Annotated in this window: 18 protein-coding genes and 2 pseudogenes; 14 read left to right on the forward strand and 6 right to left on the reverse strand. The window is 58.1% G+C overall.

Annotation, left to right across the window (positions count from 1 at the left end):
• Positions 1-5: 5 nt before the first annotated feature.
• The 4 genes from KGB28_RS26575 to KGB28_RS26590 all read left to right on the forward strand — a co-directional run bounded on the left by KGB28_RS26575 (position 6) and on the right by KGB28_RS26590 (position 7,794).
• Complete coding sequence (locus KGB28_RS26575; protein ID WP_411740605.1) at positions 6-1,340, forward strand: HlyD family type I secretion periplasmic adaptor subunit; 1,335 nt, start codon at positions 6-8, stop codon at positions 1,338-1,340.
• Between the two features lie 2 nt (positions 1,341-1,342).
• Positions 1,343-2,710, forward strand: a complete 1,368-nt coding sequence (locus tag KGB28_RS26580; protein ID WP_223448522.1) for a TolC family outer membrane protein — start codon at positions 1,343-1,345, stop codon at positions 2,708-2,710.
• 42 nt (positions 2,711-2,752) lie between these two features.
• Positions 2,753-5,734: an autotransporter domain-containing protein gene (locus KGB28_RS26585; protein WP_411740606.1), complete on the forward strand. Its 2,982-nt coding sequence runs from the start codon at positions 2,753-2,755 to the stop codon at positions 5,732-5,734.
• A gap of 206 nt (positions 5,735-5,940) precedes the next feature.
• Complete coding sequence (locus KGB28_RS26590) at positions 5,941-7,794, forward strand: polyurethanase (protein WP_223448523.1); 1,854 nt, start codon at positions 5,941-5,943, stop codon at positions 7,792-7,794.
• A gap of 115 nt (positions 7,795-7,909) precedes the next feature.
• Here KGB28_RS26590 and KGB28_RS26595 read toward each other — a convergent pair.
• Positions 7,910-8,109, reverse strand: a pseudogene (locus KGB28_RS26595) (YgdI/YgdR family lipoprotein).
• Between the two features lie 114 nt (positions 8,110-8,223).
• On the opposite strand from KGB28_RS26595, the gene KGB28_RS26600 reads away from it, so the two are divergent.
• From KGB28_RS26600 to KGB28_RS26640, 9 genes are all read left to right on the forward strand, one after another.
• A complete protein-coding gene (locus tag KGB28_RS26600; protein ID WP_223448524.1) occupies positions 8,224-8,592 on the forward strand; it encodes a hypothetical protein in 369 nt (122 codons plus the stop codon).
• 23 nt (positions 8,593-8,615) lie between these two features.
• Positions 8,616-9,620 carry an ArsJ-associated glyceraldehyde-3-phosphate dehydrogenase gene (locus KGB28_RS26605; RefSeq protein WP_223448525.1) on the forward strand — a complete coding sequence of 335 codons (1,005 nt, stop codon included), beginning with the start codon at positions 8,616-8,618 and terminating at the stop codon, positions 9,618-9,620.
• Positions 9,621-9,629: 9 nt separating this feature from the next.
• On the forward strand, positions 9,630-10,850 hold the full coding sequence (gene arsJ, locus KGB28_RS26610) for an organoarsenical effux MFS transporter ArsJ (RefSeq protein ID WP_223448526.1): 1,221 nt from the start codon (positions 9,630-9,632) through the stop codon (positions 10,848-10,850).
• Between the two features lie 204 nt (positions 10,851-11,054).
• Complete coding sequence (locus tag KGB28_RS26615; protein ID WP_223448527.1) at positions 11,055-11,396, forward strand: hypothetical protein; 342 nt, start codon at positions 11,055-11,057, stop codon at positions 11,394-11,396.
• Between the two features lie 99 nt (positions 11,397-11,495).
• Positions 11,496-12,752 carry a TolC family protein gene (locus tag KGB28_RS26620; RefSeq protein WP_223448528.1) on the forward strand — a complete coding sequence of 419 codons (1,257 nt, stop codon included), beginning with the start codon at positions 11,496-11,498 and terminating at the stop codon, positions 12,750-12,752.
• Positions 12,749-14,236, forward strand: a complete 1,488-nt coding sequence (locus tag KGB28_RS26625) for an efflux RND transporter periplasmic adaptor subunit (protein ID WP_223448529.1) — start codon at positions 12,749-12,751, stop codon at positions 14,234-14,236. The genes KGB28_RS26620 and KGB28_RS26625 overlap by 4 nt, the downstream gene beginning before the upstream one ends.
• Entirely contained in the window at positions 14,233-17,391 is a 3,159-nt protein-coding gene (locus KGB28_RS26630) for an efflux RND transporter permease subunit (RefSeq protein ID WP_223448530.1), read from the forward strand. The genes KGB28_RS26625 and KGB28_RS26630 overlap by 4 nt, the downstream gene beginning before the upstream one ends.
• Positions 17,388-17,738 (forward strand): copper-binding protein, encoded by a 351-nt coding sequence (locus KGB28_RS26635; RefSeq protein ID WP_223448531.1) that lies wholly within the window; start codon positions 17,388-17,390, stop codon positions 17,736-17,738. Before KGB28_RS26630 ends, KGB28_RS26635 begins: the two co-directional genes overlap by 4 nt.
• Positions 17,739-17,828: 90 nt before the next feature.
• Positions 17,829-18,251: a DUF2514 family protein gene (locus tag KGB28_RS26640; RefSeq protein WP_223448588.1), complete on the forward strand. Its 423-nt coding sequence runs from the start codon at positions 17,829-17,831 to the stop codon at positions 18,249-18,251.
• Between the two features lie 46 nt (positions 18,252-18,297).
• On the opposite strand, the gene KGB28_RS26645 is transcribed toward KGB28_RS26640, so the two are convergent.
• Both KGB28_RS26645 and KGB28_RS26650 read right to left on the reverse strand, forming a co-directional pair.
• The gene (locus KGB28_RS26645; protein ID WP_223448532.1) at positions 18,298-20,352 is read right to left on the reverse strand and encodes an acyltransferase family protein; all 2,055 of its coding nucleotides are present in this window, start codon (positions 20,350-20,352) and stop codon (positions 18,298-18,300) included.
• A 318-nt stretch (positions 20,353-20,670) separates the two neighbouring features.
• A pseudogene (locus KGB28_RS26650) lies at positions 20,671-20,934 on the reverse strand (hypothetical protein); the annotation flags it as partial.
• A 90-nt stretch (positions 20,935-21,024) separates the two neighbouring features.
• Here KGB28_RS26650 and KGB28_RS26655 point away from each other — a divergent pair.
• Positions 21,025-21,306, forward strand: a complete 282-nt coding sequence (locus tag KGB28_RS26655) for an excalibur calcium-binding domain-containing protein (protein ID WP_223448533.1) — start codon at positions 21,025-21,027, stop codon at positions 21,304-21,306.
• Between the two features lie 209 nt (positions 21,307-21,515).
• Here KGB28_RS26655 and KGB28_RS26660 read toward each other — a convergent pair whose 3' ends face one another.
• The 3 genes from KGB28_RS26660 to KGB28_RS26670 all read right to left on the reverse strand — a co-directional run bounded on the left by KGB28_RS26660 (position 21,516) and on the right by KGB28_RS26670 (position 22,463).
• Positions 21,516-21,758, reverse strand: coding sequence for a hypothetical protein (locus KGB28_RS26660; protein WP_223448534.1), 243 nt, complete (start codon positions 21,756-21,758; stop codon positions 21,516-21,518).
• A gap of 109 nt (positions 21,759-21,867) precedes the next feature.
• Positions 21,868-22,209, reverse strand: a complete 342-nt coding sequence (locus tag KGB28_RS26665; protein ID WP_223448535.1) for a hypothetical protein — start codon at positions 22,207-22,209, stop codon at positions 21,868-21,870.
• Between the two features lie 20 nt (positions 22,210-22,229).
• Positions 22,230-22,463, reverse strand: a complete 234-nt coding sequence (locus KGB28_RS26670) for a hypothetical protein (protein WP_223448536.1) — start codon at positions 22,461-22,463, stop codon at positions 22,230-22,232.
• Positions 22,464-22,663: the final 200 nt, after the last annotated feature.

The raw sequence follows: 22,663 nt of genomic DNA on the forward strand, positions 1-22,663 counted from the left end.
CACACATGAGTAGTCAAAATGAAGCCACGATGGAACACGATTACCTCGCGGAACGTCCTGAGCGCGACGCACGTTACTTTGCCCGGCTGGGCTGGATTCTGGCGATCGTCGGCGCTGGCAGTTTCTTCGCCTGGGCCAGTCTGGCGCCGCTCGATCAGGGCATTGCGGTGCAAGGCACGGTGGTGGTGTCGGGCAAGCGCAAGGCAGTGCAATCGATGAGCAGCGGCGTCGTTAGTCAGATTCTGGTGCGCGAAGGTCAGGTGGTGAAACAGGGCCAGCCGCTGTTCCAGCTCGACCGGACCCAGGTCGCCGCCGACGTGCAATCCCTGCAAGCGCAATACCGCATGGCCTGGGCCAGCCTGGCGCGTTGGCGGAGCGAACGGGACAACCTGAAACAAGTGAGTTTCCCCACCGAGCTGAGCAACGATCCCGACCCGCGCCTGGCGTTGGTGCTGGAAGGCCAGCGCCAGTTGTTCAGCAGCCGCCGCGATGCTTTCTCCCGCGAACAAGCGGCCCTGCGTGCCAGCATCGAAGGCGCCGGCGCGCAATTGGCCGGCATGCGCCGCGCCCGTACCGACCTGAGCGCCCAGGCCAACTCGCTGCAACAACAGCTGAGCAATCTCCAGCCCTTGGCGGACAATGGCTACATCCCGCGCAACCGGCTGATGGAGTACCAGCGGCAGCTGTCGCAAGTTCAACAACAATTGGCAGAAAACACCGGCGAAAGCGGACGCGTGGAGCAGGGCATCCTCGAATCGCACCTGAAGTTGCAACAACACATCGAGGAGTATCAGAAGGAAGTCCGTACCCAACTGGCCGATGCACAGCTCAAAAGCGTGACCCTGGAGGAACAACTGACCTCCGCCGGATTCGACCTGCAACACAGCGAGATCCTCGCCACGGCCGATGGTGTCGCGGTCAATCTTGGGGTTCACACGGTCGGCGCGGTGGTGCGCCAGGGCGAAACTCTGCTGGAGATCGTGCCCCAGGGCACGCGCCTGGAAGTGGAAGGGCACTTGCCGATCAACCTGGTCGACAAGGTTGGCACGCACTTGCCGGTGGACATCCTGTTCACCGCGTTCAACCAGAGCCGCACCCCGCGAGTACCGGGCGAAGTCAGCCTGATCTCCGCCGACCAGATGCTCGACGAGAAAACCGGCGCACCGTATTACGTGCTGCGCAGCAGCGTCAGCGATCAGGCCATGGAAAAGCTCAACGGTCTGGTGATCAAACCCGGCATGCCGGCGGAAATGTTTGTGCGCACCGGTGAACGTTCACTCCTCAACTATTTGTTCAAACCGCTGCTCGACCGGGCAGGCTCCGCGTTGACCGAGGAATAAGGATGTTCGGTTGTATGAATAAGTTTTCCATGCTTGGGGCGACACTCCTGCTGCTGGCGGGCAACCCGGCAGTAGCGGCCACGGGGCCGTTCGAGATTTACGAACAGGCTTTGCGCAACGACCCGGTATTCCTCGGCGCGATCAAGGAACGCGACGCCGGCCTGGAAAACCGCGCCATCGGCCGCGCCGGGCTGTTGCCGAGGCTGGGTTACAACTACAACAAGGGCCGCAACTCTTCCAAGGCCACCTACTTGAACGAGCACCGGCAAAACCAGACCGATGACCGCCACTACAGCAGTTACGGTTCAAGCCTGACCTTGCAACAACCGTTGCTCGACTACGAGGCCTACGCCGCTTATCGCAAGGGCGTGGCGCAGGCGTTGTTCGCCGATGAAAACTTTCGCGGCAAAAGCCAGGAGTTGCTGGTTCGGGTGCTGGAGAACTACACCAAGGCCCTGTTCGCCCAGGACCAGATCGATATTGCCCTGGCCAAGAAAAAAGCCTTCGAGCAACAGTTCCAGCAGAATGAACAGATGTTTCGCCAAGGCGAAGGCACGCGTACCGACATACTTGAAGCCGAGTCGCGTTATGAACTGGCGACTGCCGAGGAAATCGAGGCGCGTAACGAACAGGATGCGTCCTTGCGCGAACTGGGTGCGCTCGTCGGCGTGCCGACTATCGACATCGCCGATCTGGCGCCGCTGGATCAGAACTTTCAGACCTTCACCCTGCAACCGGCCAATTACGACACCTGGCACGAGATGGCGGTGGCCAACAACCCGAACCTGGCCTCCCAGCGTCAGGCGCTGGAGGTGGCGCGCCACGAAGTCGAACGCAACCGCGCCGGGCACCTGCCCAAGGTCAGCGCCTACGCCACGGTGCGCCAGAACGAATCCGAAAGCGGCAACACCTACAACCAGCGTTACGACACCAACACCATCGGCATCGAAGTCAATGTGCCGTTGTATGCCGGCGGCGGGGTCTCGGCCTCGACCCGTCAGGCCAGCCGTGCGATGGAACAGGCCGAGTACGAACTGGACGGCAAGACCCGGGAAACCCTGATCGAGCTACGTCGGCAGTTCAGCGCCTGCCTGTCGGGGGTGAGCAAGCTGCGGGCCTATCAAAAAGCCCTGACTTCCGCTGAAGCGCTGGTGGTGTCGACCAAGCAAAGCATCCTGGGCGGTGAGCGGGTCAACCTCGATGCGCTGAACGCCGAACAACAATTGTTCACCACCCGCCGGGACCTGGCCCAGACCCGCTACGACTATCTGATGGCCTGGACCAAGTTGCATTACTACGCGGGCACCTTGAGCGAGCAGGATCTGGCTCGGGTGGACGAGGCGTTTGGCCAGGGGCCGAGGACTCGGTAACAGCGCAGAACCTACACAAAAACAAAAAAGTGAGTGTTCAACATGGACGTACGCATCAAACCGGCCCCGGTCGGCATGGTATTGCTTTTGATTAGCGCAGGCTCGGAACCGGCCGCCGCGGCCTGGCTGGACTCCGGCACCCTCGGCGATCCCGTCAGTTGGCGCAGCGCCGAGTTTCAGCGCGACTGGGGCCTGGGTCGGATGCAAGTCGATCAAGCCTATGCGGCCGGTATCACCGGTAAAAACGTGAAGATCGGCGCCCTTGATTCCGGCTTCGATTCCACCCATCCCGAATTCGCCACCGACCGATATCGCGCGGTCATGGCCAGCGGCACGTATGTTGATGGCTCAGCGTTCAACGTCGACGGTTCGCTCAACGCCAACAACGACTCCCACGGCACCCACGTGGTCGGCACCATGGGCGCCTCCCGCGACGGTTCCGGCATGCACGGGGTGGCGTACAACGCACAAATCCATGTCGGCAACACCAACAAGAACGACAGTTTCCTGTTCGGCCCCAACCCCGATCCGCGCTACTTCAGCGCGGTGTACAACGCCCTGGCGGATGCCGGCGTGCGGGCGATCAACAACAGTTGGGGCAGTCAGCCGCCTGACGTCAGCTACCGGACACTGGCCGATCTGCACAACGCCTACGCCCAACACTGGAATAAAGGCACCTGGCTCGATGCCGCTGCCGATGTGTCCCGCCGTGGCGTGATCAACGTGTTCAGCGCTGGTAACAGTGGCTACCCGAACGCCAGCGTGCGTTCGGCGCTGCCGTACTTTCAGCCGGATCTCGAGGGCCATTGGCTGGCGGTGTCGGGGCTGGACCAAAGCAATCAGCAGAAGTACAACCAGTGCGGCATCGCCAAATACTGGTGCATCACCACACCGGGGGCGAAGATCGACAGCACCATTCCCGGCGGCGGTTACGCGATCAAGTCCGGCACCTCGATGGCGGCACCGCATGCCACTGGCGCGCTGGCACTGGTGATGGAACGCTACCCGTATATGAGCAATCAGCAGGCACTCGAAGTGTTGCTGACCACCGCCACCCAGCTCGACGGTTCGGTCACTGATGCGCCGGGCGGGCAGATCGGCTGGGGTGTGGCCAACCTGGCGCGGGCGATGCGCGGGCCGGGGCAATTGCTCGCGACGTTTGACGCCAACCTGGGGGCGGGGCAGAGCGATGTCTGGAGCAATGACATCTCTGACAAGGCGCTGATTCAGCGGCAGAGCGAAGACCTCGCCGAACACAACGCCTGGCAGCAAACCCTGCAAGACAAGGGTTGGCAGCATGGCGTTGCGGCGGGTGCCAGTCAGCAGGAGCAGTCCGACTACGCGGTCGGCATGGCCCGTGATGCAGCGGCAGCCAACCGGCTTTATCAGGGCAGCCTGATCAAATCCGGCGCCGGTCGCCTGATTCTCACCGGTGACAACACCTATCGTGGCGCGACCGCGGTCAATGGCGGTCTGCTGGCGGTCTACGGTTCGCTGACGTCGGCCGTTACCGTCAATGACCGCGGCACCCTCGGAGGTTCCGGCCGGATCGGCGCGCTGACCGCGAAAAGCGGCGGTACCGTGGCGCCGGGCAACTCCATCGGCATCTTGAATGTGGTCGGTGACGTGACCTTCGAACCCGGTTCGACCTATGCGATCGAGCTATCGCCAACCAGCAGCGATCAGATCATTGCGGGCGGTAAAGCAGTGATTGAAGGCGCCACCGTCAGCTTGGCGCTGGAAAACAGCCCGACGCTGCTGACCACCAGCGAGGCGAAATCCCTGCTCGGCATCCAGTACAACATCCTGCAGGCGGCTGCTGGCATCGAAGGGCGCTTCGGTGAGGTGGTGCCCAATTATGTGTTCCTCGGCGGTACCCTCGACTATTCGGCGAACGGTATTCAACTGGCGGTGGAACGCAGTGCCGCGTCGTTCGCCAGTGTCGGCCTGACGCCGAACCAGCGTGCCGTCGGCGCGGCTGCCGAGCATTTGGGCGCGGGCAATCCGCTGTACGAAACCTTGCTGCTGTCGCCAACCGCAGCCGTCGCGCAACAAGCCTTCCAGCAATTGTCCGGCGAGATTCACCCGGCGATCGGCACGCTGCTGATCAACGACAGCCGTTACCTGCGCGATGCGGTGGGCGAGCGTCTGCGTGAGCGCGATCTGTTCGATGCCGGCGCACCGACCGATGATCGCAGCAACGCCTGGCTCAAGGTGCTCGGCGCCTGGGGCAAGAGTGACGGTGGGCATGACAATGCCGATTCCACTCGCTCCATCGGCGGTTTGCTGGCCGGTGTCGACGGCTTGGTCGCTGAAGATACCCGGCTCGGTTTTGTTACTGGCTATAGCGACAGCTCATTGAGTATGGGCGATGGGACACATTCGTCGGCCTCGGTCGACAGCTATCACCTGGGTGCATATCTGGGGCATGAAATCGATGCCCTGCGCCTGAGCGTCGGTGGCGCTTATAGCTGGCATCGCATCGACGTCAAACGCGACCTGCAATTGGGCGCGGTCAGCGGCCAGCAGAAATCCAAACGCGATGCGACCACCGCGCAGCTGTTCACCGAAGCAGCGTATCGCCTCGATCTGCAACCCTTGGCGCTGGAGCCGTTCGCCAATCTGGCCTACGTGCACTTGCACAGCGACAGCTTCACCGAGAAGGGCGATGCCGCCGCGCTGAAGGGCGGCGAGGACAATCGCGATGCGCTGCTGTCGACGCTCGGCGTGCGGGCCAGCAAGGTCTTTGCGATGTCCGAGGACAAACAACTGGAACTGGCGGCCACGCTTGGCTGGCAGCACAACCTGAGCAATACAAGTTCCGAAAGCCACCTGGCTTTCGCCAATGGCAACAGCGGTTTCACCGTGCAGAGCGTGTCGCTGGATCGCAATGCTGCGTTGGTCGGCGCCCGGGCCGGTCTGGCGCTGGGACGCGATACCCGCTTGAGCCTGGACTACAACGGACTGCTTGGCTCAAAGGATAAGGACCACGGTGTGGGCCTGACCCTGGCCTGGCAGTTCTGACTTGAAGGAAGAGAGAGCACAACAAGGTCGGCGACTTTTCCGTGACCCTGGTAGGCGTCGGGCTGGATAACCTTTCGGCTTCCGGGTTCGTGTTTGCGTAACGGGTTCAAACAACTGCACTGGATGCTCCGGGGCACCTCGTGATCGAGGCGTCCTGGTAGTGAGCTATCTCTGACAATTCCAACAAAGAGAGAGAGGCAATACCCATGGGTGTATACGACTACAAAAACCTCGGCACAGCAGACGCCAAAGCGTTGTTTACCGACGCAATGGCAATCACGCTGTATTCCTATCACAACCTCGATAACGGCTTTGCCACCGGTTACCAGCACAACGGATTCGGCGCAGGTTTGCCGGCAACCCTGGTCACGGCGCTGATTGGCGGCACCGATTCCCAAGGTGTGATTCCCGGCATTCCCTGGAACCCCGATTCCGAAAAGGCCGCACTGGATGCGGTGCAGAAGGCCGGCTGGACCCCCATCACCGCCACGCAACTGGGCTATGACGGCAAGACGGATGCGCGCGGAACCTTCTTTGGTGAAAAGGCCGGGTACACCAGCGCTCAGGTGGAGATCCTCGGCAAGTACGATGCACAGGGTCATCTCACGGAAATCGGCATCGCCTTTCGCGGCACCAGCGGCCCTCGGGAAAGCCAGATCAGCGACTCCATCGGCGATGTGATCAATGACCTGCTGGCGGCATTGGGTCCCCAGGATTATGCGAAAAACTACGCAGGCGAGGCCTTCGCAAAACTGTTCGGCGACGTTGCCGCGTTTGCCAGCGCCAACGGCCTGTCAGGCAAGGACGTACTGGTCAGCGGGCACAGCCTCGGCGGGCTGGCAGTCAACAGCCTGGCGGATTTGAGCAACGATAAATGGGGCGGTTTCTTCAAGGACTCGAATTACGTCGCTTATGCCTCACCGACCCAAAGCACCACCGATAAAGTGCTGAATATCGGCTATGAAAACGATCCGGTGTTCCGTGCGCTCGACGGCTCATCGTTCAACCTGGCATCGGTCGGCGTGCACGATGCCCATCAAGACTCGGCGACCAACAACATCGTCAGCTTCAACGACCACTACGCGTCGACGGCGTGGAACCTGCTGCCATTTTCCATCCTCAACATCCCGACCTGGATTTCGCACCTGCCCACCGCTTACGGCGACGGCATGACCCGGGTGCTGGAGTCGAAGTTCTACGACCTCACCAGCAAAGACTCGACGATCATCGTTGCCAATCTTTCGGACCCGGCACGCGCCAACACCTGGGTCCAGGACCTGAACCGCAATGCTGAAACCCACAAGGGCAGTACCTTCATCATTGGCAGTGACGGCAGCGACCTGATTCAGGGCGGCAAGGGCAATGACTATCTGGACGGCGGTGACGGCAACGACACCTTTCGAGACAGCGGCGGCTACAACATCCTGCTGGGCGGCAAGGGCAATAACGTGTTCGATTTGCAGCAGTCGGTGAAGAATTTCGATTTTGCCAATGACGGCGCCGGTAACCTGTACATCCGCGACGCCAATGGCGGCATCAGCATCACCCGCGACATCGGTAGCATCGTGACCGAAGAGCCGGGTTTCCTGTGGGGACTGTTCAAGGATGACGTGACCCACAGCGTGACCGCCAATGGCCTCGCGATCGGCAATCAACTGACTCAGTACGCCTCAACGGTGAAGGGCGGTGCAGGGGCCGATACGCTAAAGGCACAGGCTGTTGGTGATTGGTTGTTTGGCCTGGACGGCAACGATCATCTGATCGGTGGCAAGGGCAACGACGTGTTTGTCGGCGGGGCAGGCAACGACCTGCTGGAGTCAGGGGGCGGGATCGATACGTTCCTGTTCAGCGGCGCGTTCGGCCAGGACCGGGTGGTTGGGTATCAGGCGAACGACAAACTGGTGTTTCTCGGGGTTCAGGGCGTGACGCCGAACGACGACTTCCGGACCCATGCCACGGTGGTGGGGCAGGATACCGTGCTGACGTTTGGCAATGATTCGGTGACGCTGGTTGGCGTGGGGCTGGACAGTCTGTCCAGCGGCGGGATCGTTATCGCCTGAGTGTGATGCGGCTTCTGCAGGGCCTCATCGCGAGCAAGCCCACTCCCACAGGATATGCGCCAACCTTGTGTGGAGCGGGCTTGTCCGCGATGAACGATAACGCAGTCTTCAGTCTTCAGTCTTCCTGACGAATCGTGCTCACTTCGTCAGCCTTGACCTTTACCCTCGCCCCCGGAAATATCCTCGAACTCGAAGGAACCGTCCTTGGTCTTGGTTTTCGGCATGTCCCTGGTCAGATACTGGGTGCCGTCCTGCAGGGTCACCACCGTAGGCGTCGAGCAACCGGCCAGTACCAGCAGGGGCCGCTACCGCCAATGGCTATCCCGGAGTCTTGAAGTTCATGATGAGCTCTCAATCGTCGAAAAAACATGCGCCTGTCGCGAACGACTGCACCTCTATATTTCCGGGGCGATTCAAGCGTACGCAAAGATGGAAGCGCTGGAACAAGCAGCGTATGAAGTTGAAGTGTACGAAAATCACATAGATATCCTCCTTTCAATGCACAAGGAGTGTGCCGAGTCTGTGAAATGGAAGCGGCTTCTCTCCAATCCCGAACCCGGACAGCCACTCAAAAGCGGTACTCTTGAGAAAGAGGCTACGTATGCGGCCGCTACATATCTCCCAAGTTTCCGGGCTCGGCTCTTCAAACCAGACGCTCGTCAACGCGTAGCCCCGGTAGGCAAGATTGGCGCTGCACAGGCGGAAGACGAAAGGCAATTTCAGGCTCAGTTTGATGAATGGAAAACTGCCCATATCGAATACATCGGTCAGTTTGACACCCAGTCGAACGCCCACTGACAACAGAGACAGAGCACAACAACATGACTATCAAAGTTGGCATCAATGGTTTTGGCCGGATCGGTCGCCTCGCTCTGCGAGCGGCCTGGAGCTGGCCAGAGTTCGAATTCGTGCAGATCAACGATCCAGCGGGTGACGCGGCAACACATGCGCACTTGATCAACTTCGACTCGGTGCATGGCCGCTGGAACAACGAAGCCAGCGCCGAAGGCGATAGCGTCGTCATCGACAGCAAGCGGATCAAAGTCACGGCCAACAAGGCGATTGCCGATACCGATTGGTCGGGCTGCGATCTGGTGATTGAAGCCAGCGGCAAGATGAAAACCGTCGCGGTGCTTCAGGCTTACTTGGACCAAGGCGTGAAACGTGTGGTGGTCTGTGCGCCGGTCAAGGAGAAAGGCGCTTTGAACGTGGTGATGGGCGTTAACCAGCACCTTTTCGACCCTGCGCAGCACCGCATCGTCACTGCCGCCTCCTGCACCACCAATTGCCTCGCGCCAGTGGTGAAAGTCATCCACGAAAAGCTGGGTATTCGCCACGGTTCAATCACCACCATCCACGACCTGACCAACACCCAAAGCATCCTCGATCAGCCGCACAAGGATCTGCGCCGTGCACGTGCTTCAGGCATGAGCCTGATTCCAACCAGTACCGGCTCGGCCACGGCTATCGCCGAAATCTTCCCGGAGCTGCGTGGACGCCTGAATGGTCACGCCGTGCGCGTGCCATTGGCCAACGCCTCGCTGACTGACTGTGTCTTTGAAGTCGAGCGTGCCACTACTGTTGAAGAGGTCAATCAGTTCCTCAAGGACGCTTCCGAGAACGAGCTGAAAGACATCCTTGGTTTCGAGGAGCGTCCGCTGGTGTCCATTGACTACCGCACCGACCCGCGCTCATCGATCATCGATGCGCTGTCGACCATGGTCATCAACGGCACCCAGGTCAAACTCTATGCCTGGTACGACAACGAGTGGGGCTATGCCAACCGCACCGTCGAACTGGCCAGAATGGTTGGTCTGGCAGTCTAAGGAGCGGTCATGAAAGCGTTGTCAGCCCTCGCGCCGCAAGTGCGGCAGTACCTGTTCGTGACGGGCAACTACTGGGCCTTCACCCTCACCGATGGCGCCTTGCGCATGTTGGTGGTGCTGCACTTTCACGCGTTGGGCTACAGCCCACTGCAAATCGCGACGTTGTTTCTGTTCTACGAACTCTTTGGTGTGATCACCAACCTGGTGGGTGGCTACCTCGGCGCTCGGCTGGGTCTGAACCGAACCATGAACATCGGGCTGGGTATGCAGGTCGCGGCGCTGTTGATGCTGACGGTGCCCTCGGCCTTGTTGACCATCCCGTGGGTGATGGGCGCTCAGGCGTTGTCCGGGATCGCCAAAGATCTGAACAAGATGAGTGCCAAAAGCTCGATCAAGCTCCTGGTCCCCGATGGGCAGCAGGGCAAACTCTACATGTGGGTGGCGATCCTCACCGGCTCGAAGAACGCACTCAAGGGCGTCGGCTTCTTTCTTGGCGGAGTCTTACTGGCCTTGATTGGTTTCAAAGGCGCCTTGCTAGCCATGGCGGCTGTCCTGGCGCTGATCTGGATCAGCAGCTTGATCCTGTTGAAGAAGGACCTGGGCAAAGCGAAAGCCAAGCCGAAGTTTCGCGACATCCTGTCCAAAAGCCGGGCAATCAATATCCTCTCAGCGGCGCGAATGTTCCTGTTCGGCGCCCGCGATGTCTGGTTTGTGGTGGCCTTGCCGGTGTACCTGAGTAGTGTCTTCGGTTGGGACTTCTGGAAGGTGGGTGGCTTCCTGGCAGCCTGGGTGATTGGCTACGGCATCGTGCAGTCCTTCGCGCCCAACATCACAGGAAAGAAACGTGGGCATGTACCAGACGGTCGTGCGGCATTTCTCTGGGCGCTGGCACTGGCCGGTCTGCCTGCGGCAATTGCTCTCGGGCTGAACACCGGGCTGTCACAACAGGTGGTGCTGTTGGGTGGATTGATGGTTTTTGGCGTGCTGTTCGCGGTGAATTCGTCGTTGCACAGCTACTTGATCGTGTCCTACGCCAAGGAGGATGGTGTGTCGCTGGATGTGGGTTTTTATTACATGTCCAACGCCATGGGACGGTTGATGGGCACGGTGCTGTCCGGCTGGATTTATCAGGTGTATGGGCTGGGGGCGTGTTTGTGGATATCGAGTGCCTTCGTGCTGCTTGCAGCTTTGATTTCGGTTGCATTGCCACGTCACGCACTTAGTGAATGACTGTTTTTGGCCGGTTGGAACCTGCCGCTATGAGTTGCAAACGGCCAATACCGCCTTCACGCTCAATGCTGCATAAATCATATGTTAGCGATAATGCTGGCTTAATTCAGATACGGTGATATCGCCCGAATCAGGGCCGTCGGCAGGCCGTTGAGACCATGCATTCAATTGTAAGAGCCATTTGCAGCGACTACACTCCAGCCCATGAAACGCTATCTGCGGTTTTGTATCATCTTCATGATCAGCTTGACGCTTCCCCTCAGCGGGATGGCGGGCGTTCAGGCACCGACAGAGCCTTGCCCAATGCAGACGATGGGCATGGCGATGATGGACGACATGGGGATGGATTGCTGCAACGATATGAAAAGCCCTTCCGAGCACGGCAAACCTTGTAAGCCGGGCCAGGAATGCAAGACGGGCGGCATGCTGCAAGTCTCGATCCTCAAGCCCCCTGTAACCGTGTTCAACCCCGTAGTGCTTTCCTTCTTCAGCGATTCCCTACCCGTACAGACCTCGTCCGGGGTATGGCGACCGCCTCGCGTTTGATTCCTGTCCAACATTGAGCCTCATTCCGCATTAGCGGGATGGACTGGCTGCGCGCATGTCTTTTGACGCGTGCAGTGGATGATCACAGGAATCGTAAACATGAACTCCAAGTGCTATTGCACAGGTTGGTCCCTCGTGGCCGGTCTGGCGGCAAGCGTACTGGCATTGCCGGGCTTCGCTGCCGCATTGACACTCGATGAAGCGTTGCGGCTGGCTGAAAACAATGCACCGTCGCTGACCGCACAAGACGCCAAAATTCAGGCTGCCAGCAGTGCGGCTATTCCAGCGGGTGAATTACCTGACCCCAAGTTGCTGGCAGGTGTGCAGAACTACCCCATCGGCGGCCCGGATCGCTGGAGCATTGACCAGGACTTCATGACCATGCAAATGGTCGGGGTCAGGCAAGAGATGCCCAACAGTGACAAGCGCAAAGCGCGTATTGAGGTCGCCGATGCGGCCGTTGATCGAGCTGCGGCAGAGCGTCGGGTCGAACGCCTGAAGGTACGCCAGTCCACGGCGGTGGCCTGGATCAGCAGCTACTCGGTTGAGCGCAAAGATGCGCTGTTCCAGGACTTCTACAAAGAAAACCGCCTGCTGACCGATACCGTCCGCGCCCAGATTGCCGGTGGCCGTGCTCAACCCGCCGATGCGGTGACGCCCAAGCAAGAAGCGGCCCGACTGGCGGAGCAACAGGACGATCTGGTTCGCCAGCGCGTGCAGGCCCGAGCGGCCCTCAAACGCTGGATTGGCTCTGCCGCCAATGACAAGCCTGTGGGCAGCTTGCCGGAGTGGTCTGTCGATCCCTCAAGCTACGCCCATAAACTGCAACACCACCCCGAGTTGGCAGCGTTTGCGCCGATGACCCGCGAAGCGCAAGCCAAGGTTCGTGAAGCCGTGTCGCAGAAGCAGTCGGACTGGAGCTGGGAACTGGATTACCAGCGCCGTGGTCGTGAGTTTGGCGATATGGTCAGCGTGCAATTTTCCTGGGACTTGCCGCTGTTTCCTGACGCCCGGCAAAACCCCAAAATCGCAGCCAAACAGGCCGAACTCAGTCAGCTTGAGGCTGAGCGCGTTGCCCTGTCACGCGAGCACACTCAGCAACTGGAAAACGAACTGGCTGACTATGAGCGCCTGAGTCGTGCGGTAAGCCGGAACCAGGAAAGCCTGTTGCCACTGGCCAGGGAAAAGGTCGAACTCAGCATGGCCAGTTACCGTGCCGGCAAAGGCGATTTAAACGCCGTTGTTGCCGCCCGACGTGAACTCATCGAAGCCCGACTCAAACAGATCGACGTGGAAGAACAGCGAGCACTGACCAGTGCGCGTCTGTTTTTTGCCTATGGGGAGTCCAGCCAATGAACCTTGAAAAATGGAACGGGGCATGGCTGGCAGGCATCTCGCTGGCATTGGGTGTAGCCGGTGGTTACTGGTTCGCTCCCCAGCGCATGAACGGAGTACCAGGTACCGCTTCGGAGCAGAGCCTTAATTCACCGGATGAACGCAAGGCTCTGTATTGGTACGACCCCATGTACCCGCAGCAAAAGTTCGATAAACCGGGTAAGTCCCCCTTCATGGACATGCAACTGGTCCCCCAATACGCCAGTGGCGTCGGGGATCGCGCGACCGTCAGTATCGATCCGAGTCTGACCCAGAATCTCGGTCTGCGTTTTGCGACTGTCACTCGTGGCGTCTTTGAGTCCAGCCTCGAAGTAACCGGTGTCCTGGCGTTCAACGAACGTGATGTCGCTGTGATCCAGGCACGCACCCCGGGCTTTGTGGAGCGGGTCTATGCCCATGCACCCGGTGATGTGCTCAAAGCCAACGCGGCATTGGCGGAAATCCTGGTGCCGGAGTGGGCGGCCGCCCAGACAGAGTTTCTTGCCCTCAAGCGCAATGGGGATGCCGACCTGCTGGCGGCGGCCCGTCAGCGACTGCGGCTCACAGGGATGCCGGCTACGCTGATCACCCAGCTAGAGCGCAGTGGCAAAGTCCAGCCGAACCTGACCCTCACCAGTCCCATCAGCGGCGTGCTGCAAGAGCTGAACGTACGTGCGGGTATGACCGTGGCGGCTGGCGAGACTCTGGCACGCGTCAATGGCTTGAGCAGTGTCTGGCTCGCCGTGGCCGTTCCGGAATCGGATGCCGGAGCCATCACTGTGGGGCAGGCAGTCGAAGCGCGCCTGCCAGCCTTTCCAGGGGCAACGCTCAGTGGCAAGGTCAACGCGATTTTGCCTGAAACCAATCCGGACAGTCGCACGCTTCGCGTGCGGGTGGAACTGCCCAATTCGGACGGGAGGAGCCTGAGACCAGGTTTGACGGCGCAGGTCCGCCTGAATCGTACAGCTGAGCAAAGTGTATTGTGGGTGCCAAGCGAAGCGGTGATTCGCACTGGCCGACGTGCCCTGGTGATGCTCGCCGAAGATGCGGGCCACTACCGCCCAGTGGAGGTGCAACCCGGGCAGGAAAGCGATGGCAAGACGGCGATTTTGAAAGGTCTGGGCGAAGGTCAGAAGGTGGTTACGTCTGGTCAGTTCCTGCTCGACTCGGAGGCCAGTCTCAAGGGCATCGTTGCAAGCTCGGAGGAAGAGTCACCACCCAGTGCGGCCGCCGCCAGTTTTCATGAAGCGGATGGGCAGATCGTTGAGATCAACGACAAAGACGTCACGCTCGCCCACGGTCCCTTCAAGACGCTGGGCATGCCTGGCATGACGATGACGTTCCCACTTGCCAGTCCGGCGCTGATGCAGGGCCTCAAGGCGGGTGACAAGGTTCGGGTCGCGGTGAGCCAGACCGACGATGGCTTGCGTGTCGAGCGCCTGGATAAATCGGGGGGCCAGCCATGATTGCCGCCCTGATTCGTTGGTCGGTGGCCAACCGATTCCTGGTGCTACTGGCGACATTGTTCGTCACGGCTTGGGGTATCTGGTCGGTGCAGAGCACGCCCATTGATGCACTGCCAGACCTTTCCGATGTGCAGGTGATTATCCGCACCCCTTATGCAGGACAAGCGCCGCAGATTGTCGAGAATCAGGTGACCTATCCGTTGGCCACCACCATGCTCTCGGTGCCGGGCGCCAAGACCGTGCGTGGTTATTCCTTCTTCGGTGACAGCTTTGTCTACGTGCTGTTTGAAGACGGCACTGACTTGTATTGGGCTCGCTCGCGGGTGCTGGAGTACCTGAGCCAAATACAAAGTCGGTTGCCGGCCAGCGCCAAGCCAGCGTTGGGGCCGGATGCGACGGGAGTGGGCTGGATCTATCAATACGCACTGGTGGATCGCAGTGGTGGACACGATCTGGCGCAACTACGCGCGCTTCAGGACTGGTTTCTCAAGTTTGAACTCAAGACGCTGCCCAACGTTGCGGAAGTGGCGACGGTCGGCGGGATGGTCAAGCAGTACCAGGTGCAGCTTGATCCGCTGAAACTCGCCAGTCTCGGTATCACTCAGGCTGAGGTGACCGAGGCTATCGGCAAGGCCAATCAGGAAACCGGTGGGGCGGTGCTGGAGATGGCAGAGACCGAGTTCATCGTGCGGGCTTCCGGTTACTTGAAGACACTCAATGACTTTCGGGCGATCCCGCTCAAGTTGGGTGCGGGTGGTGTGCCGGTGACCCTTGGCGATGTCGCCACGATTCAATCAGGACCGGAAATGCGCCGTGGCATCACCGAGCTCGACGGCGAAGGCGAGACGGTCGGTGGCGTGGTGATTTTGCGCAGTGGCAAGAATGCCCGCGAGACCATTGCAGCGGTCAAGACCAAACTCGACGAACTGAAAAGCAGCTTGCCGGCCGGGGTGGAAATCGTCACCACCTACGATCGCAGCAAGCTGATCGATCGTGCGGTGGAAAATCTCAGCCACAAGCTCATCGAGGAGTTCATCGTCGTTGCCTTGGTCTGCGGGGTCTTTCTCTGGCATTTGCGCTCATCGCTGGTGGCGATCATCTCTCTGCCGGTGGGGGTGCTGATTGCATTCATCGTCATGCGCTACCAAGGCATCAACGCCAACATCATGTCCTTGGGTGGAATCGCCATCGCCATCGGCGCCATGGTCGATGCCGCCGTGGTGATGATCGAGAACGCCCACAAAAAGATTGAAGCGTGGCACGTGGCCAATCCTGGAGAGGAGCTGAAGGGTGAACATCATTGGCATGTGATGACTGAAGCCGCGGCTGAAGTGGGACCAGCGCTGTTTTTCTGTCTGTTGATCATCACCCTGTCGTTCATACCGGTGTTCACCCTGGAAGCACAAGAGGGGCGACTGTTCGGCCCATTGGCTTTCACCAAGACCTACGCCATGGCCGCAGCGGCGGGATTGTCAGTGACGTTGGTGCCAGTGCTGATGGGTTACTGGATTCGGGGGCGAATTCCCAGTGAACAACAGAACCCGTTGAACCGGTGGTTGATTCGAATTTACCAACCAGCCCTGGACGCAGTCTTGCGTCGACCAAAGATCACGTTGCTGGTGGCGCTGTTGGTTTTTGTCAGTGCGTTATGGCCAATGTCGCGTTTGGGTGGCGAGTTTCTCCCCCCGTTGGACGAGGGCGACCTGCTCTATATGCCTTCAGCTCTGCCAGGATTGTCTGCGCAGAAAGCGGCGCAACTGCTGCAACAGACTGACCGCCTGATCAAGACCGTGCCAGAGGTCGAACATGTCTTCGGTAAAGCCGGTCGTGCCGAAACCGCCACCGATCCGGCACCGCTGGAGATGTTCGAAACCGCGATCCAGTTCAAGCCACACGAGCAATGGCGTCCAGGCATGACTCAGGAAAAGTTGGTGGAGGAACTGGATCGCGTGGTGCGCGTACCCGGTTTGACAAACATCTGGATACCGCCGATTCGCAACCGTATCGACATGCTGGCGACGGGTATAAAGAGCCCAATTGGCGTGAAGGTTGCCGGCACCAATCTGGCGGAAATCGATGCGGTCACCCAGGCGGTCGAGCGAGTAGCCAAGGACGTGCCTGGTGTCAGTTCGGCGCTGGCCGAGCGATTGACCGGCGGCCGCTATATCGACGTGGATATCGACCGCAAGTCCGCCGCTCGTTACGGGCTGAACATCGCTGATGTGCAGTCCATCGTGGCCGGTGCTATCGGCGGTGAAAACGTCGGCGAGACCATTGAAGGGCTCGCACGTTTCCCAATCAACGTACGTTACCCACGGGAGTGGCGCGACTCGCTCGGCGCCCTGGAGCAATTGCCGATCTACACCCCACTGGGTAGCCAGATCACCCTTGGCACTGTGGCGAAGGTCAAGGTCAGCGACGGCCCACCGATGCTCAAAAGCGAGAACGCACGGCCCTCTGGTTGGGTATACATCGACGTGCGTGGCCGGGACATTGCCTCGGTGGTCGCCGATCTACGCCGGGTCGTCAGCGATCAGGTCAAGTTGCAGCCCGGTATGAGCCTGAGCTACTCAGGGCAGTTCGAATTTCTCGAAAGAGCCAATGCGCGACTCAAGCTGGTGGTGCCGGCCACGCTGTTGATCATCTTCGTGTTGCTCTACCTGACTTTTGCCCGCTTCGATGAGGCCTTGCTGATCATGGCCACTCTGCCATTCGCACTGACTGGGGGGGCATGGTTTCTCTATCTGTTGGGCTTCAACCTGTCGGTCGCCACCGGGGTCGGCTTTATCGCCTTGGCCGGGGTTTCTGCCGAGTTCGGTGTGATCATGCTGCTCTACCTGAAGAATGCTTGGGCCGAACGTGAAGACCTCGGTGACTGCACTGAGCGTGGGCTGATGGCGGCCATTCGTGAAGGCGCTGTGCAGCGCGTTCGACCCAAGGCCATGACCGTGGCCGTGATCATTGCCGGTCTGCTACCCATCCTATTGGGCAACGGCACCGGCAGCGAAGTCATGAGCCGCATTGCCGCGCCCATGGTTGGCGGCATGATCACCGCTCCCTTGCTGTCCCTGTTTGTCATTCCGGCAGCCTATCGATTGATGCGCCGTCGGCACCTCCAATTTGTACCCACCACACCTCAAGGAAAAGTCGTATGAAACTGACCCTGATTGCAGCTGTTAGCACCGTAGTTATGCTGTCTTTTTCCGCCCAGGCAGAAGACATGCCGGGCATGAAAATGGACGGTATGGAGGGCATGCAGATGAAGCAAGAAACAAAGCAGGCTCCAGTGGCCACCTCCGACGGAACGATCAAGGCTATCGATACTACGAAGCATACGGTGACCATCTCTCACGGCGCTGTTCCAGCTGTGCAATGGCCACCGATGACCATGGCCTTTTCCGTAACGGAAGATCAGCTGGCAGGACTGACAGCTGGAGACCGCGTGACGTTCTCCTTTCGGCTAGACGGCAACAAAGCCACGATTGTGTCCATTAAAAAGTAAACACCGGTGGTGGAAGTGGCCGGCACACTTTGTCGTGCCGGACATAACCCATTAAATCCACTTGTTCAGGAAAACCGGTTGAATCCACAGCTGATTTCTGCCGGTCATGAAGCCGAAATCAAGCTGAAGAACGTGCTCGGCGAGGCGAGAGCGCTCAATGAGGACGCCGAGCGAGCTAAAGAGCAGGCCTGCCAACAGTCAATCAACAAGGCAGTTCAAGATGGGCAACGCATCATCGATCAAGCAACGGCTGATGCTGCTGCCGCTCGCGCTTCTGCTGACGGTGTGCAGCTCGCCGCCGACAACCTTGCCCGTCGACTCGCAACCAGTGAAGCCAGCGCCAATTCCTGCACTGCCGCCGCAAGCAAGGCAGCTGCCCGCGCCGCCGCTGTGCTTGCCGACGTGTTCAAACGCGCTGACCCGCGAACGGGCGACCTGGCTGCAATGGCTGACCAAGCCCGAGCCCGGGGACTGACCTGTGAGCAGGCCTACATTTCACTCCGCGAACAATAAAATACAACTGGCGATTACGGGTTGATCGCCTTGGCAGCTTGCTTGATTATTTTTCTAGAATCCCCGGTACGTTTTTCTCTGCCCACTTCACAAACAATTTTGCTAGTTCTGTACTCGCGTACTCGGAGTAATGACTATATTCATCTCTAAATAGAGGCATCCCATTTTTTGTAAGAGAACAGCCAAGGAAGTTGCAAAATAATTCATTCTGATCAAAAACCCGTACGGTTGGGTGTTTGCTTGAAATTTTATCGACTAATGGCTTGAAGTCATTGAGTGCTGTTTCCCTTGCTTGTGGACTAACGTCGCAAGAGGCTGGTCCACTTTTAAGTGGACGAGAAAAACAGCTTTTTAGGTCATGGGTTGTTGTGATGTGAGGAACAAAAAGTATGACTTGAATTCCGTTGGCTTCAAGATAGCTTATCCGCTCTTCAATTGTTTTAATTGCATTTTCTTCCGGTTTTGGATCGAGACCGTCTAGAATTGCGTATTTTATTGTTTTGTCTTTTTCAATGATGCTGTTGATCAGGAGTTTCTGATGGTAAGCCCGATAACCAGAACACGGACTTATCGTTGTTGCTGTATTTTCATCAGATGGAATGCCCTGGTTCGGGGTGCAGGCACCAATAGAAAGAATGGTCTGATTATTTATTTTGTTTTCCGTCGCAAGCCCAGGATACAAATGGTTTGCGTAGCTGTTGCCCAATAAGAGCAAGGTTGGTTTTTCATCTCTATTTGTAATGCAAAACCACCAGCCATATGATTCTGCTTCTTTAAACTGGTATCGATTGATACACATGTCGTTTTTGGTGAATTTCCATATCGGCCCTACAAATTGGCTATTGAACTCTTCCGCGCTTTTGACTGCCTCGCGGTCAGGCAGCCCACCCAGATTGAAAGTTGCAAAACCCACACCGCCGATGCTTGCCATCAGGATGACAAGAATAGGAGTTTTGAATTTACTTTGGTTGTTTCGTAAAGGGCGCTCAAGAAAGCGATATGTCAGCCAAGCTAAAATGAAAGCGGAGAGCACGGCCGCAATTCTGATTTCTTGGGATGGTACATCGCTCTGAATGATGCGGGCGAATGTCAAAAGAGGCCAGTGCCACAGGTACAGCGGGAAGCTGATCAGACCGACCCACACCATCGGCTTGTTGGAAAGTATCGAGCGATTGAGCCAAGACCGCGAGCCAGCGGCGATGATCAGCGCGGTACCGACTGTTGGGAAAATTGCGCGCCACCCGGGAAATTGATCATCCTTGGTGATGGTTGCCAGGCCGTAGGCAATGAACCCCAGCCCGATAAACGACAGGACGTTTCTGATTATTTGGCCGCTCTCTACCGGTACCGGCTTGTGAATGATCGCGGCTAAAAATCGGTCTGTCGCTGCAAAGGCTTTATCAAAGGCCGAGATTTTATAGAGTGACAGGTAGGCCAGCACGGAGCCGATCAACAGTTCCCAGCAACGAGTCTGGGGCATGTAGAAGGTGAACGTAGGGTCTTCCTTGATGTACTCCATGTTCAGGGCGAACGAAGCGCCGAGCAACAACACCGCGATGGTCAGCAGGTTTAACTGTTTTTTCCAAGCGGCCCACATGATCACCGGCCAGAAGATGTAGTACTGCTCTTCAATGCCCAATGACCATAGATGCAGGAACGGCTTTATCTCGGCGGACGTGTCGAAGTACCCGCTTTCGTTCCACAGAACCAGGTTGGATATAAAGGCAGAGCCGCCAGCAATGTGTTTGCCGAGCTGCTGGAACTCGTCGGGGAACAGTGTCACCCAGCCGAACGCATAGCTGGCGATCATCACCGTAAGCAAGGCCGGGAATATGCGGTTGACGCGCCGAACGTAGAAATCCGGAATGCTGAACTTCCCGCGTGCCAGGCCTTCGAGCAGGATCGTGGTGATCAGATACCCGGAAATCACGAAGAAAATATCTACGCCGATGAAGCCGCCAGTCACCCATTCCGGGAAGGCGTGAAAGCCGACCACGGACAGGACGGCGATTGCGCGCAGGCCATCAATGTCCGGCCGGTATTTCGTACTGTGGGTGTTTAGGGTTAATAGCGTGCTGGTCGGTTCGGCGAGAGACGTCATTGTCGATTGTGTTCCATGCTTAATATTGGGCCTGTTTCTGGCACGTGCGTATCATACGCGGTACAAAGCGGTTACATAAGCTCTACAATTTATAGGGGGACGGTCGGCAGAACGCCGGGGATGGGCCAATAAGGCGTGCGTGACTTTTGCGTGACTTTCCCACGCACTTGTAAGCTCTTGTAGGCATTCGATTGCAGCGAGCGCCAGTAAAAACGGCCATTACAAAGGGGCTTGCATGGGGCCTGCGTGCATGGGGTGCTAGGGGTCGAGTGTTCGAATCACTCCGTCCCGCCATATTTCGTAAGGGGGATCAAGCACTTAGCGGCTTGATCCCCTTTCTCGTTTCAGGCTTGCGCAAAAATACCCGGTGATTTCGCTGATATTCAGGTCCGAAATCGCCTCTGACCAGATGATTTCCTCGTGGTCTCGTTGGTAGTTTTTGGTCATGCCTTCGCTCGCATGCCCCGCGATTTTCTGCCCATCTTTTCCGGCTTTCTCGTACAAAGGCAGCGACAGCGCTCGCACTTCGCGAAAGCCTGGCATCTCTTCTTCCTTCCAACCTGCGTAGCAGTTGGCCGCCTCCCACCGGCAGGCTGTATGTGGATTAGTGAGTTACGCTGGAAAGCAGGCAACGTGAGAACACAAACGGTCTCTCATCATGGATGGATCAAGATGAAACTGATTTTGATTGTGCTTGTTGTTGGTCTGTTGGCTTGGAAGCTTTCCCCTGAATTACAGTCCTGGGCTGAGGCTCGGCTATCGAGTCCCCAAGTCACCGCTACGGTCGTGACTGCGCCGAAGCCTGTCTCGGCTCCAGTCAAATGCGATGGGCGCAAATATTGCTCGCAGATGACCTCGTGCGCAGAGGCTAAAAACTTTCTGCAAAATTGCCCAGGAATGGAAATGGACGGCGACTACGACGGGATACCTTGTGAGAAGCAGTGGTGCCGGTGACTATTCGCCGTTCGCCGGCAAGCTAGTAGGTGGACTGTGGAATTCTGATGGAGGGCGTAAGGCACGTTTGAAGGTGACCTAGGTTTTATTGGTTCGCCTCGCCAGTTGCGTTACACACACTCTCCCCAGAGGTGACTGTTGGTATGAAGAGGTTCGGGGGAACGCGGCGCCCATCGGACGACAGTTGCCACCATGGCGATGCTGAGGGCTCAGTCTTCGGGATCTTCCTCTTCTTCAGGCTCACACCTGGCAATCAGTTCGGCAATGGTTTCAGCTATGAAGTCCGCATTTGCGGTGATCACGGCCAGATGATCCTCAATACTTACGGACACTTCCGTGGCTCCGCGTTGTTTGATCCAGATGCCTATTTCTTCGATGGCGCAACCCAAGGCCATGATGTTCTGATTGAGTCGGCTGAGTAGGGCGGGGGTAGGATCGTCTGGTAGGGGCATGGCCGCTTCTCCTGTGTCTAAGAAAAGCGTAGCAGGTAGCAAAAAGCCCGGCGCTGGGCCGGGCACCCGCCACCTCTGCATGGTCCCTGGTGGCGGCGGTTGCGATGGTCTATGCCTGAATTCCGATCTCACCCTGTGCAGCCTGTAACGCTCGCTCCTCGGTCAGCGGCGTTAAAATTGGCTGCGCGTTGCTGGCGTGCAAGTAAAGAAAGTAGCGCCCGGAATTGTCTAGCAATACCCGGTACAGTTCTGATGGCCGAAAGTTGTTACCGATATAAATACTTTCCTTGAGAATCTCGAAAGACTTGATCCCATGCTCTCGCATTGTAGTTTCAAAGGCTTCGTAAAGACTTTCTCTGCGGCGTCGATTGTTTCGAGCATTCAGCTTGAAAAAAACCACCATCAGCACGGCATAGCTGATAAGGAGTATCACAAGGGCGCTAGTGCGCATGTGTGGAGCTCCATGTCCTCTCAATCGTTCTTCATCTCAGTGTAGGCGCGTTCCTGGTGTTTATCGCCGAATGGCAAGTGTCGCGACATTGGAGTCAGCATGACGAACGCAACCCGCTTGCGCCACGCGCTCGGCATCACCGATGTACATGCACTTTTATAAAGCGCCATGCGTAACAACGCACCAGTCGGAAGCGCCGCAAAGCGTTTTCGCCTGCGGTCGCTCCAGCGTCTCGAATGGTTGCCCTTGACCATTCACCTTCCCTGGAAGTCGGCTCACACTTACCGAAACGCGCCTGGACGGCAGTCGCCGTGACAATCCCCCCTGGCTCAAGAGTCAGTGTTTCCAGATAGTTGAAGTCTCTCTGTGGCTGACTGGCACAAAGGCTGCAAGGCTGTCATCAGGTCCACCTGGAGAGCATTCGTGTGGACAGCCCCCTCGGTCAACGACGATC

The sequence above is a fragment of the Pseudomonas sp. BF-R-19 genome (assembly GCF_019956445.1).
Classification (GTDB): domain Bacteria; phylum Pseudomonadota; class Gammaproteobacteria; order Pseudomonadales; family Pseudomonadaceae; genus Aquipseudomonas; species Aquipseudomonas fluorescens_BH.